Source organism: Stenotrophomonas sp. YJH_SMC_8, assembly GCF_059371315.1.
Window position 1 is genome coordinate 177,095 of sequence record NZ_JCAFUL010000009.1, and the last position, 13,305, is coordinate 190,399.

10 protein-coding genes are annotated in these 13,305 nt (G+C 66.0%); 2 read left to right on the forward strand and 8 right to left on the reverse strand.

The window, feature by feature from the left end:
• Nucleotides 1-41: 41 nt before the first annotated feature.
• Both AC5P88_RS13385 and AC5P88_RS13390 read right to left on the reverse strand, forming a co-directional pair.
• Nucleotides 42-1,418: a YncE family protein gene (locus AC5P88_RS13385; protein WP_111112703.1), complete on the reverse strand. Its 1,377-nt coding sequence runs from the start codon at nt 1,416-1,418 to the stop codon at nt 42-44.
• Nucleotides 1,419-1,540: 122 nt separating this feature from the next.
• Nucleotides 1,541-2,572 carry an alpha/beta hydrolase gene (locus AC5P88_RS13390; protein ID WP_495225278.1) on the reverse strand — a complete coding sequence of 344 codons (1,032 nt, stop codon included), beginning with the start codon at nt 2,570-2,572 and terminating at the stop codon, nt 1,541-1,543.
• A gap of 281 nt (nt 2,573-2,853) precedes the next feature.
• Here AC5P88_RS13390 and AC5P88_RS13395 point away from each other — a divergent pair, with 281 nt between their 5' ends.
• Nucleotides 2,854-3,228: a hypothetical protein gene (locus AC5P88_RS13395; protein WP_495225279.1), complete on the forward strand. Its 375-nt coding sequence runs from the start codon at nt 2,854-2,856 to the stop codon at nt 3,226-3,228.
• A gap of 73 nt (nt 3,229-3,301) precedes the next feature.
• Here the strand turns inward: AC5P88_RS13395 and AC5P88_RS13400 are convergent, their stop codons facing one another.
• The 5 genes from AC5P88_RS13400 to AC5P88_RS13420 form a co-directional block, all read right to left on the reverse strand.
• Nucleotides 3,302-3,691: a DUF805 domain-containing protein gene (locus AC5P88_RS13400; RefSeq protein WP_106548556.1), complete on the reverse strand. Its 390-nt coding sequence runs from the start codon at nt 3,689-3,691 to the stop codon at nt 3,302-3,304.
• Between the two features lie 189 nt (nt 3,692-3,880).
• Complete coding sequence (locus tag AC5P88_RS13405; protein WP_495225280.1) at nt 3,881-5,266, reverse strand: replication-associated recombination protein A; 1,386 nt, start codon at nt 5,264-5,266, stop codon at nt 3,881-3,883.
• Nucleotides 5,267-5,351: 85 nt separating this feature from the next.
• Nucleotides 5,352-5,990, reverse strand: a complete 639-nt coding sequence (gene lolA, locus AC5P88_RS13410) for an outer membrane lipoprotein periplasmic chaperone LolA (RefSeq protein WP_495225281.1) — start codon at nt 5,988-5,990, stop codon at nt 5,352-5,354.
• 111 nt (nt 5,991-6,101) lie between these two features.
• The gene (locus tag AC5P88_RS13415; protein ID WP_495225282.1) at nt 6,102-8,045 is read right to left on the reverse strand and encodes a DUF3857 domain-containing protein; all 1,944 of its coding nucleotides are present in this window, start codon (nt 8,043-8,045) and stop codon (nt 6,102-6,104) included.
• 38 nt (nt 8,046-8,083) lie between these two features.
• Nucleotides 8,084-10,444, reverse strand: coding sequence for a DNA translocase FtsK (locus tag AC5P88_RS13420; protein WP_106548560.1), 2,361 nt, complete (start codon nt 10,442-10,444; stop codon nt 8,084-8,086).
• Nucleotides 10,445-10,677: 233 nt separating this feature from the next.
• Between AC5P88_RS13420 and trxB the strand changes: the two genes are divergently transcribed.
• On the forward strand, nt 10,678-11,649 hold the full coding sequence (gene trxB, locus AC5P88_RS13425) for a thioredoxin-disulfide reductase (protein WP_106548561.1): 972 nt from the start codon (nt 10,678-10,680) through the stop codon (nt 11,647-11,649).
• 80 nt (nt 11,650-11,729) lie between these two features.
• Here the strand turns inward: trxB and AC5P88_RS13430 are convergent, their stop codons facing one another.
• On the reverse strand, nt 11,730-13,232 hold the full coding sequence (locus tag AC5P88_RS13430; RefSeq protein WP_495225283.1) for an N-acetylmuramoyl-L-alanine amidase family protein: 1,503 nt from the start codon (nt 13,230-13,232) through the stop codon (nt 11,730-11,732).
• Nucleotides 13,233-13,305 lie beyond the last annotated feature (73 nt).

A 13,305-nucleotide genomic window follows, 5' to 3' on the forward strand; every position in this document is an offset into this window, starting at 1 on the left:
CTTGCTGGCGGGGCGACGCTTACGCCACCCCGCCGTGTGACTTACTGCTTCGGGGTGATGCGGGTGATGCGGTCACCCTTCGGGTCTTCGGCGCCGCGCGACTTGTTCACCGCGAACACGTTGCCCTTGCCATCGGCACGGACATGGTTCGGCAGCGTGCCGCCGTCGAGGTTGGCGACCACCTTGCCGTCGCCGTTCACCACGGTGACGGTGCCGGCGCCGCGGTTGCTCACATAGGCCAGGCCGGATGCATCATCGAAGGCGACGTTCAGCGCACCGGCGCCGACCGGCACGTCGTGCAGCACCTTGCCGGCGGCCACATCGACGATCAGCAGGTTGTCGGTGCCCTGCGAGGCCACGTAGAGGCGGTTGCGCGCCGCATCGAAGGCCACGCCGGAGGCACTGATCGAATTGCCCAGGTCGATGACCTTGTCGACCTTGCCGCTGGCCACATCGATCACCGCCGCTTCCGGGGTACCGATGCTGACGGTGAACAGCTTGCCGGCCTTCTCGTCCAGCACCAGGCTCATCGGGGTGAACTTGCCGTCATCCACGCCGGATTCCAGCGTCACCTGCGGCAGTTCCTTGAAGGTCCTGGCATCGAACACCGACAGGTGGTCCTCGCCGGTGGCCGAAGCGAACACCTTGCCATGGGTGCCGTCGACCACCACGTCGCGCGCATGCGGCACGGCATCGACCGGGAACTGGTGGACCAGCGACAGGTCCTTCTGGCGATAGACCGCAATGGAGTTCTGGCGGGTATTGGTCACCCAGACATTGCCGTTGGTGTCATCCACGCCAACGCCATAGACCGCGTACACCGCACCGTTGGTGCTGCCCGGCACCTGCGCCGGGGTGATCGCCTTGGTCACCTTCAGCGACTTCGGGTCCAGCTTCAGCAGCTGCGACTGGGTCACCGGCGGGCGGCCCACGGCCGAGGTGACGAACACGGCATTGCTGGCGGCGCTGTAGGCGGACTGGTACAGGCCCGGCACCAGCTTGTTGGACTGGGTGGCGAACTGCGCCTGGCCGGACAGCGGCAGCTGCGGCGACACGCGCAGCTTCAGCACCGTGGCCGCGGCCGGCTGGCTGGCGCGCACCACCACCGGATGGGTGCCCGGCACGGCGTCGGCCGGAATGCTCAGCTGGGTCTTGAAGTTGCCATCGGCATCAACCACCACCGGCTGCGCGTTGAGCACGCTGTCACCGCGCAGCAGGCTGACCTTCTGGCCCGGCACGAAGCCACGACCGACCACGTCGGCAGTGCTGCCGGGGACCACGTTCTCGCCGCGCGAGACGACTTCGCCCTTGAAGGTGGCGTTGGCCGGCTGGTCGAACACCGGTTGCGCGGTGGCGGTCACCGCCAGCAACAGGCCGGCGGCGAGAGAGGTGAGACGGAAAGACGGACGGAACGACATGGAAGGCTCCTTGCACACGTAGGCCGCGCCACGCGGCGCGGGATTCATCGGTTGCCTGGGCCGCTGCACGCCGGCAGCCTCGCCTGGGTAGTGGGGTCGCACGGCACTGCGTGCGAAGGGATTCATTCGGTGGCGTTGTCACCGCCAGTGGCGGCGCCGCCGTCACCGACACTGCGATCGGTCACGCCGTACAGCTCGTGCAACGCCGCGTGGAACGAGGCCGGCAGCATCGGGCCATGGCCGAGCCCCTCGAACTCGCGGTACTGCACGCTCAGTCCCGGCACCTTGGCCAGCCGCTCGGACAACTGCATGGCTGCATCTGGCGTAGCTCCGCCAATGCGGCGCAGGTGCGCGACCACGCGCGGATTGTTCATGTCGCGCTTGCCGCGATCGCCGACGCGCTCGGCGCCACCGAGCATCAGCCACACGCGTGCCGGCTGGCCATGCACGTTCTGCACGAACTGCTGTTCCGGATCGCCCAGCGCCGCGCCCTGGCTCCACCACAGCGAGGGACTGGCCGCCAGATAGGACTGGAACGCGGCAGGGCGGGTATACAGCGCATTGAGCACAAACAACCCACCCAACGAGTGGCCCCACAGCGATTGCTGCTGCGCATCGATGCGTGCGCGACGCTCGACCTCTGGCTTGATGCGGCGCTCGATCACGTCGAGGAAGGCGGCGGCGCCGCCACCTGCCGCCTGCGTGCTGCCGCTCTCGTCATCCGCGCGGTCGATCCATGCGGTGTAATCGCGGGTACGGGCCTTCGAATCAATGCGCAGGTCGTTGTCGTAGCCGATCAGCACCAGCACCGGCGGCGCCTTGCGCGCGGCCAGCTCGGCCAGGATCGGCTGGTCCAGCACCATCGCCACGGCGTTGCCATCCAGCGCGTACAGCACCGGCAGCGGCGCCTTGCCGGCCTTGGCCGGGATCGCCACATTCACCCGCCAGCGGCGCTGCTGGTCGGGGCTGTCCACCACGAACTGCTCGAAACGATAGCTGGCCGCGGGCTCGTCGAGCACGGTGTGGCCGATCTTCTGCAGCGGGTTGCGCTGCTGCGCATGGGCGTACGGGGTGGCCTGGAGCAGACCCATCATCAAGGCGACCAGGCCGCGGGCCAGCGGACCACGGGGCGAAGGCAGGACGAAATGCTTCATCGGCGGCGGCAGGAGCGGCCCGCGGCCGCCGGTTCACAAGGGACCGCAGTCTACCTTAAACGCGAATGATTATCACATCGATCGAACGTCACGCTGTGTATCGCGCGCGCGCATGCCCCGGTTGCACAGGGGGCAGCATTTCCCCTATTTTGCCGGCCACCGGGGCATTGGATCGCCCCACTTCCAGCGCAGCCACGGATGGCGGGCACTTGCCGCCGGCCGGGTCGCGTTCATCCGCGCGCAACCGCCATGGGATCGGATCCCATGAATGTGAGACTCCCTTGAAGCACACCGCACTGATCGCCCTTACCCTCGGCCTGCTTGCACCGCTGGCCGCGCACGCCGCGCAGGATCTGCCGACGCTTTACCAGGCATTTGAAGAGGCCGGCAATTCCACCCTGAGCATGGAAGAGCTCAACCAGACGGTGACCTTCACCGCTGTGGCGCTGGGCGTCTCCAGCAACCTGGCGGGCGAACCGCTCGTTGAGGCCGGCGATGACCAGGGCAATGTCCTGGCCCGATTGACCACCTCTGACGCCCAGCAGGCCGCCAAGCTGGGCGCCCTGGAAGAAGGCGCCCTCTTCACCGCCAGCTGCACGCTGCAGTTCAGCTCCGGCACGGACTACCTGTCCTTCGGCGACTGCACCGTCAAGTAAAGAAGAAGCCGGCGAAACGCCGGCTTCTTTTCGTTGCCTCTGTAAAGTCGAGCCATGCTCGACTCGCGCAGCGTCAGGGCCCCGAAGGCACCGGACCATAGACATTCTCCTGCGGCGTGCCCGGCAGCAGCGAGAAGATCATGATCACGATTCCACCGCCCGGCACCAGCGCCAGCAGGAACAGCCAGCCCGACTGGTTGCAGTCATGCAGGCGGCGCACGGTCACGGCGATCAGCGGAACGATCGTCGCCAGCCACATCACACCCAGCAGTACCACCATGCCGATCAGGATGCCGGCCAGCGCATCGGGACTGTTGCGCAGCAGGATCGCCAGCACGCCGGCCAGCAGCATCACTGCCGTTGCGACCAGGAACAGGAACAGCTGGTACATCCAGTATTCGCGGCGGTTGGCGCGGCCCTCGAACTGGGCATAGCGCTTCAACGGCAGAATCATTTCCTGCACGGCATCAATCCTTGAAAAAGTGGCCGCGCAGTGTGCCAAATGAACGCGCGCAGGACAATGTAGCGACGAACCATGCTCGACCGCCATTGCCCTCCGTAGAGCCGAGCCATGCTCGGCTGCTGTTCCCGAAGGCGATCATGCTCCGGCCAAGGGCGAAGTCGAGCATGGCTCGACTCTACAGAAGCCGGGTCAGCGGCCCTTCGCGGCCCTTGCCGCCTCACGCTCGGCGCGCAACCGATCCAGCTTTTCCTTCAGCTTGATTTCCAGGCCACGCGGCACCGGGTTGTAGTACACGCGCTCGCCCATCGCATCCGGGAACCCGGTCTGGTCCAGCGCGATGCCCCCTTCGGCATCATGGTCGTACTGGTACTCGGCGCCGTAGCCGAGCTCCTTCATCAGCTTGGTCGGCGCATTGCGCAGGTGCAGCGGCACTTCTTCGGTGCCACTCTCGCGCACATCGGCCTTGGCCTGGTTGAACGCGGCGTAGCCAGCATTCGACTTGGCGGTACTGGCCAGATACAGCACCAGCTGGGCGAAGGCCAGCTCGCCTTCCGGGCTGCCCAGCCGCTCGTAGATGTCCCAGGCCTCCAGCGCCATGCTCTGCGCGCGCGGATCGGCCAGGCCGATGTCCTCAATGGCCATGCGGGTCAGCCGGCGCGCCAGATAGGACGGATCGCAGCCGCCATCAAGCATGCGGGTCAGCCAGTAGAGTGCCGCATCGGGGTTGGAGCTGCGTACCGATTTGTGCAGCGCCGAGATCTGGTCGTAGAACTGCTCGCCACCCTTGTCGAAGCGACGGGTACGATCGGCCAGCACCTGGGTCAGGGTCTGCGGCGTGATGCGCCCCCCCTCCCCGCCTGCCAGCTCTGCGGCAATTTCCAGCAGGGTCAGCGCACGCCGCACATCACCATCGGCAGCGGTGGCGATTTCCAGCAGCAGCTCGGGCGCGACCTCGATGCCTTCTTCGCCCAGGCCGCGCTCACGGTCGCCCAGTGCACGTTCCAGCGCCTCGACGATGTCGGTCGGGGAGACCGCCTCCAGCACATGCACGCGGCAACGCGACAGCAGCGCCGAGTTCAGTTCGAACGATGGATTTTCAGTGGTGGCGCCAACGAACAGGATGGTGCCGCGTTCAATGTGCGGCAGGAACGCATCCTGCTGCGCCTTGTTGAAGCGATGCACCTCGTCCACGAACAGCACCGTGCGACGGCCTTCGGCGAAGCGCTGAGCGGCCTCGGCCAGCACCTGGCGCACCTCCGGCAGACCGGACAGCACCGCGGAGATGGCACGGAATTCAGCGTCGGAGTACTCGGCCAGCAGCAGCGCCAGCGTGGTCTTGCCGCAGCCGGGCGGCCCCCACAGGATCATCGAATGCACGCGGCCGGATTCGACCGCGCGACGCAGCGCGCTGTCCGGCGCCAGCAGGCGTTTCTGCCCGACCATTTCGTCGAGGGTGCGCGGGCGCATACGCTCGGCCAGCGGGCGCATGTGTTCCCGATCAACGCTCAGCAGATCGGGGCCAGGGAAGGAAGTTGAACGATGTCTTGCCACGTGCGCATTGTACCGCGTGAGCATGCCAACCAAGGTTGGCACCCACCAGGGCGGTGCTGGTTGGCACCCACCAGAGCAGGTAGCGCCGGGCCATGCCCGGCGTCACCCATCAATTACCGATGACGTCGGTGCCCTTCGGCGGGGTGAAGCTGAAGGTGCCGGTGGCGAAGCCCGGGTTGCGCTTCCAGCCGCTGAAGCTGATCACGGTGCGCTGGCCGACGGCGTCGGTAATTTCCATCCTGGCCAGGCCCTGCGCGTTGAAGCCCAGCGCGGCGTACTGGAAGCTGGCTTCGGTCTCGCGCTTCGGCGACAGCGACAGCCACTGCAGGCCGTCACGCGGTGCGGCCTCTTCGCTGACGTCGTACTGCTGTTCCAGCAGTGCCGGGTTGATCAGCGCGGTCAGCGGGCTGTTCTGCTCTTCCTTGCCCTGCTCGCGTACGGTGGCCTGCTCCAGGTCCGGCTCGTACATCCAGACCTTCTTGCCGTCGGCCACGATCAGCTGCTCATGCGGGCGCACGTACTCCCAGCGGAACAGGCGCGGCGCCGACAGCGCCACGCGGCCGCTGGTCGATTCCTTCACCTTGCCACGGCTGTCGAACACCTGCTGGCTGAACTGGCCATCCAGCCCCTTCAGGCCACTGGTGAAGGCCTTCAGGTCATCGCGGGCGCCGGCCCAGGCGCTGCCGGCGGCGGCGCAGGCCACGGCCAGGGTGGTGGTGGCAAGGAAACGGCGGAAGCGGAAGTTCATGCGTAAATCCTGTGGGCGCGGGCGCCAGGAAAGGTGGTTGCCAGTGTGCCCGGACAAAGATGAATGGGCGATCAGGGCGACATTATGCCGCCCTGAACGTCCATCGGCGATTCAGCCGCCAGATCCCGGCAGCTTGCCGTACAGCACCTGGCCACGGAAGCCGCGCCGCACTTCGCGATACAGCGCGCGGAACGCGGCGTAGTCCTGCGGCTGGCACAGCGTCTCCGGCCCGCGCACCGCGTTCTGCTGCAGGCGATGATGCACGGTGACCTCCTGGCCTTCGCGGCTCCAGTCCACCCGGTACTCGCCGGCCGCGTTGGCGAAACGCTGGCTGGCCGGAATGGCGATGATCGGTGCATTGGCCGGGAACTGCAGGCGATAGGTCTCTTCGCGCAGGCTGGCATTGCAGTAGAACGGCGTCTCGTTGGCCGGCGCCGAGGCGGTGGCGTACAGACCGCGCACCGACTCGCCACCTGGCGGGTCTGGCACGGCCATGCCGCCGGCCACGCTGAAGTCAGCATAGTCCTCGGCCTGGAAGGCCATGCGATAGCCGAACGGCCGGGTCAGGTCGACCGGCACGCCCTGGATCTGCAGCTGCCCTCGCCCGTCGAAACCGGACGCGGCCATGATCTGCTCTTCAGCGCGCGCACGGTTCTGCGCGTTGAGCTGGGAAAACTGGGCGCGCATGCCGATCTCGGCGTTCTCGCCCAATTTCGGAATCGTCTCGCCGCGCAGGTTGCCGTTGGCGTCGAAGGTGAAACGCACCTCCATCGAGGTGGCATTACGCTCCGGCGTATTGGCCGGGGTGCGTGCCAGGGTGGCATCGCGGGTGCGCATCACTGGCGCGCCCAGATCGCCTTCCGGCAACTGGCCGAAGCGGGCCCACGCGGTGGTCGAATCCAGGTACAGATCGAATTCGGGAATGTAGGTGATGGCATGGTTGAAGCGGCCCAGCACCGGGATCTTCGGCAGCGTCGGCCCACCACCGGCACCGATCAGCACCGGCGAACTGGCAATGCCCTTGGCCGCCAGCAGCGCCTCCAGGATCGTCACGTGGTCCTTGCAGTCGCCGTAGTGGTTGTCGAAGATGCTCTGCGCACTGTTCGGCTCCAGGCCGCCATTGCCCAGGTACACCGCCACATAGCGGATGTTCTGCGCCACCCAGCGGTAGAGCGCCTCGGCCTGCTCTCGCCGGTCGCTGATGCCAGCGGTGATCTCATCAGCCAGCGCCTGCAGCGCCGGGGTCACCTCGGCCGCCGGACCGGCCTTGAGCTGGTAGGCACGGCCCATCTGCGCCCAGTCACGATACGTGCTGGCCATGATGTTCGGGCCGAACTCCCAGCCCGCTGCCGACCAGTTCTGCGCCGGCATCGCCTCGCGACGCTGGTAGCGCCAGCGCCACTGGGCCTGGCCGTTCTTCACCGTCGGCCGGTCGCTGCCCTGCACGCCACGGCTGTCGACGAACATCGGCAGGCTGGCCGGCGCACTCAGGGTGACCTCGGCATCCTCGTACTCGGTGAACACATTGAACGTCTCCCACAGGCCGAAATAGCCCGGGAAGTACGGCGTGGCCTGGGTGCGGCGCACCTGGTAGTACAGGCGCGTGCCCGGGGCAAGGTTCGGGAACACGATCACCCGCACCTTGCGGTCGGCATACATCGCCGCCGAGGCGCTGGAGTAGCTCTCCTGGGTGTAGATGCGGTCGGCCGGCACGTCGCGGCGCTGGCCATCGGCGGTGATGGTGTAGGCGCCAAGCACTTCCAGCGTTTCCATCTTCTCGCTGTAGCTCAGCCGCACCTGGCTGAACTGCTCGACGGAGGCCTTGGTCTTGAGCAGGACTTCGTAGGTTTCGGTCTGCACATTGCCCGCATCCGGCCGCACCTGGTAGTCGGCGCGGTAACGGACAATGCTGAAATTGTTGCTGGCTTCGGTATCGCCGCTGGTGGAAGGCGGCGCCGTGGCGGGCGCGGAGGTGGCGGTATCTGCCAGTGCCGGGCCGGCAGCCAGGAAGGCTGCCAGCGCCAGTGCCAGCGCGCTGGGGACGGGGTGAAGCATGCGTCGGTTCCTTGGACGTCGTGGGGGTACGTCGGGTCTTACTTCGGCGGCGGCGGTGCCAGCACCGTGCGGTCGCCATTGTGTTCGGGCGCACTGACCACACCGGCCGCTTCCATGGCCTCGATCAGTCGCGCGGCGCGGTTGTAGCCGATCTTCAGCCGGCGCTGCACGCCGGAGATCGAAGCACGGCGGGTCTCGGTGACCACCCGCAGCGCCTCGTCGTACAACGGGTCGGACTCGTCGCCGGCAGAACTGTTCTCGGGCAGGCCGGTGGCGCCGACGACCACGCCGTCACCCATCGTCTGCACTTCGTCCAGCACGCCGTCGATGTAATCGGCCGGGCCCATCGCCTTGAGATGCTCGACCACGCGGTGCACTTCCTCGTCGGAGACGAAGGCGCCGTGCACGCGCTCGGGCATCGCCGTACCCGGCGGCAGGTACAGCATGTCGCCGTGGCCGAGCAGGGTTTCCGCGCCGGACTGGTCGAGGATGGTGCGCGAGTCGATCTTGGAGCTGACCTGGAAGGCGATGCGGGTCGGGATGTTGGCCTTGATCAGGCCGGTGATCACGTCCACCGACGGGCGCTGCGTGGCCAGGATCAGGTGGATGCCGGCCGCACGCGCCTTCTGTGCCAGGCGCGCGATCAGCTCTTCCACCTTCTTGCCGACGATCATCATCATGTCGGCGAATTCGTCGATGAAGATGACGATGAACGGCAGCGTCTCCAGCGGCCGCGGCGCCTCGCCCAGCTCGGGGTTCGGCTTGAACAGCGGGTCCATCAGCGGCTGGCCGGCGTCCTGGGCTTCCTTCACCTTCTTGTTGAAGCCGGCCAGGTTGCGCACCCCCACCGCGCTCATCAGCTTGTAGCGGCGCTCCATTTCGGCCACGCACCAGCGCAGGCCGTTGGCAGCCTCCTTCATGTCGGTGACCACCGGCGCCAGCAGGTGCGGAATGCCCTGGTAGACGCTCAGTTCGAGCATCTTCGGGTCGATCATCAACATCCGCAGGTCTTTCGGCGAGGCCTTGAACAGCAGGCTCAGCACCATCGCGTTGACCGCCACCGACTTGCCCGAACCGGTGGTACCGGCCACCAGCAGGTGCGGCATGCGCGCCAGGTCTGCCACGGTCGAGCGGCCGGCAATGTCCTTGCCCAGCGCCAGGGTCAGCACGCTGGCCGACTTGTCGTATTCCTTCGAACGCAGCAGCTCGGACAGGTAGATCATCTCGCGGGTGACGTTGGGGATTTCCAGGCCGATCACCGACTTGCCCGGAATCACGTCGACCACCCGCACCGACTTCACCGACAGGCCGCGCGCAATGTCCTTGTCCAGCGAACTGATCTGGCTGACCTTGATGCCCGGCGCGGGCTCGATCTCGAAGCGGGTGATGACCGGGCCGGGGTTGGCACCGACCACCTGCGCCTCGATGCGGAAGTCCTTCAGCTTGAATTCGATCTGCCGCGACAGCGCGTCCAGGGTTTCCTTGTCGTAGCCCACCGGCTGCGGCTTGGGGTCGTCCAGCAGGGCCAGCGGCGGCAGGTCCGAGCCATCGCCATTGACGCCACGGAACATCGGGATCTGCGTGTCGCGCTTGGCCCGGTCGCTCTTCTCGATCACCGGTTCCGGGCGTGGCTCGATCTTCACCGGCTCGCGCTTGGCGCGCACCTCGGCATCGGCCTTGCGCACTTCCTGGCGTTCCTCGCGCATCACCCGGGTCTGCTGCCACTCGGTGACTTCTTCCTTCTTGCGCGCCAGCAACGGCGCCAGTGACATCACCCCGCGGCCGATCTTCTCCATCACCGTGAACCAGGACAGCCCGGTGGCCAGGGTGATCGAGGCCAGCAGCAGCACCAGCACGAACAGGTTCGCACCCAGCGCGCCGAAGCCCACCGTAAGCGAGTTGCCCACCAGCTTGCCGAGGATGCCGCCGGCACTGGAGACATCGCCACTGAACAGGCGCACGTGCAGGAAGCCGGTACCGGCGATCAGGAAGCCGACCAGGCCGACCAGGCGCAGCGCCGGGTCCAGGTCGTTCTCGCCCTTGCTCTCGCGCTTGAGCCCGAACATGGCGATCCACGCCAGCGCACCCAGCACCACCGGCAGCAGGAAGGCGATGTAGCCGAACAGCTGCAGCAGCACATCGGCGATCCAGGCACCGGCGCGGCCGCCGAGGTTGTGCACCGGCGCGACCACGCTGCCGGTATGCGACCAGCCCGGGTCGGTCGCTGAATACGTGAACAGACTGGCCGCCAGATACAGCAGCGCCGGCGCGATGGCGATCAGGCCAAGGTCGCGCCAGAGGCGTTGGCGGCGTGGATTGTCGGTCGTCGCCGCCGCGGCCGTGCGACGTGACGCCTTGCTGTCGTCGGACTTGGAGCGTTCGGGGACCTGCTTCGCCACCTTAGACCATACCTTTGGAATGCGCTGTTAGTGATTGATAATAAATGAGACGGCGTCAGTTTTCAGTTATGCGACGTCCGGCAGGCCAATCAGAGGGCCGAAACCACTGCTGGATGACGGCGTTCCGTTCATCGGCTTGAATCGCCCTGCCCCAGCCGCCACTCTATGACCAGCCACGGATGCTGCGCAAACATCGCCAGCGCCTTGTCCCATCTACCTTTTCGCGAGTCTACATGAGCACCAGCCTGCCCTCCCGCCACCAGCGTCTCGTCATCCTCGGTTCCGGCCCGGCCGGCTGGACCGCCGCCGTCTACGCCGCCCGCGCCAACCTGAAGCCGGTCGTCATCACCGGCCTGCAGCAGGGCGGTCAGCTGATGACCACCACCGAGGTGGACAACTGGCCGGGTGACGCCCACGGACTGATGGGCCCGGACCTGATGGCACGCATGCAGGCCCACGCCGAGCGCTTCGAGACCGAGGTCATCTTCGACCACATCCACACCGCTGACGTGTCCCAGCGCCCGTTCAAGCTGATCGGCGACAGCCACGAGTACACCTGCGATGCGCTGATCATCGCCACCGGCGCCACCGCCAAGTACCTGGGCATTCCGACCGAAGACGAGTTCAAGGGCCGCGGCGTGTCCGCCTGCGCCACCTGTGACGGCTTCTTCTACCGCGACCAGGACGTGGTCGTGGTCGGCGGCGGCAACACCGCCGTGGAAGAGGCCCTGTACCTGTCCAACATCGCCCGCAAGGTCTACCTGGTCCACCGCCGCGACACCCTGAAGGCGGAAAAGATCATGCAGGACAAGCTGTTCAAGAAGGTGGCCGAAGGCAAGATCGAGACCGTCTGGCACCACCAGGTGGAGGAAGTGCTGGGTAACGACGCTGGCGTGACCGGGGTGCGCGTGAAGTCCACGCTGGACGGCAGCACCCGCGACATCGATGCCCACGGCTTCTTCGTGGCCATCGGCCACCACCCGAACACCACCCTGTTCGATGGCCAGCTGGCGATGAACAACGGCTACCTGGAAATCCGCTCCGGGCTGGGCGGCAACGCCACCCAGACTTCGGTGGAAGGCGTGTTCGCCGCCGGCGACGTGGCCGACCAGCACTACCGCCAGGCGATCACCTCGGCCGGCTTCGGCTGCATGGCCGCGCTGGACGCCGAGCGCTTCCTGGATGCCGAGGGCAAGGCCAGCTGAAACGCTGACCATGCTCTGTAGAGTCGAGCCCTGCTCGACTCAAACCAAAGGCCGACGCGAAAGCGCCGGCCTTTTCGCTTTCAGTGGCCAACCAACCCTGCCGCCGCAACGCTCACCCCACCCGGTCGCCTTATGCACTGCACCCTGTGCCTGACCGGCGGAGATTTCACCCCATCGGCATCGACCACCTGCGTGTTCCAGAACAAGGGGGCACTGCCAGCGTTCTCGCACTTCATGATGATCTGACTGGGCTTCTCGTCCGGTGCAGCGATGTGGACCTTGCCGTCGGTACAGGTCCATCCGGGCGGACAGCCCACATTGGTGGTGACCAGATCAATCGGATATCGGGGGTGGCCCTCAAACACCACATCGACGCGCCGCGAACTGCCCGCGGACAGCTCGATGGACTGGATGGGCTCCACCTTCAACGGCACGCAACCCTTCCCTTCACGGAACAGCCGATAGCCTTTCTCGACACCCTTCATTGAGGCGGTGCGAAAAGCCGGGTCCAGCAAGGCGGCAGCGTCAGACGCATTGGTATGAAAGCCCGCCTCGATGATGACCGACGGCATGTTTGCCTGCGAGTTCTCACCATGCCGCCCTGTTTCAGGCGTCGAAGCCACCGCATAGTCCGAATAGTCGTCAACTGAATTGATCAGTTCCTTCATGTAGCAAAGAACCTGGCTCGCCAATCGATGATCCTCGGGGCGACCCTCCGCGACATAAGCACGCGCGCCGGACGCAGCTGGGGGGCCAGCGTTTGTATGCAGATGGAACAACGCCTCGGCTTGCAGCAGGTTGGCGTAGCGTGGGCGGCTACGTATGTCCTCATCCCTCTCCCGAAGGGCATGATCCGACGTCGGCAAAGAATTCCATAGATCAGGCTGCTCTGGATGGGAAGCCTCAAGGGAGTACCTTGCCGCCATACGCCACCAAGCGTATCCACTCGGGGTATGGAAGTCTGCCGCTTCTGACCGAATACGGACCCCCGCCACCTGGCTTCGTTCGATCATCCACCTGCGAAGCTCATCCGCGTATCCCGGTGTAATCTCGTCCTCGATGATGCCGTTCGACGGATCACGTTGTGCCCGCCAGTCACGGAAACGGTGGTGGTAGTACCAGCCGTGCCCCGCAGACACAACAACCAGCCCTCCCCCGCCCTGCCGCGGACCTCGCACCTGCCGGTCGTCGAAAGCATCCTCGGGATACTGCTCCGCGAAACTCTTGCCATTGTAGAAGAATATGGTTCCCGCGGCGGGAACAATCGGCCTCAACGCTTCAAGAGCACCGTTCGAAACAAACTGCTGCAGATCTTCCAGTTCGGCGCCCCCATGCTCAGGCAGGCCGCCCCCTCTAAGATCGATTCGGATCATGCCCGTCGTTACGTCGAAGACGGCGATGGCATGCTGCGGGCCCTTTAGATGCCCATGCCGGCGATAGACGTCAAGCGCATCCTGGCTTGCACCTGTAACGATGGCGTCCGTAACAGGATCAGATTCAACGCTTCCTTGCCGGAATGAAGACGACTCAATTCCGGTCATGCCGGCCAGCGCAAGTATTGCAACTACTGCAACTCCAAGCATGCCGCTCTCCCTCATGGCTATCGACGTCCACCACGACTATCCGCGTGCAGCGCCGTACAGGACGGCATCCGGT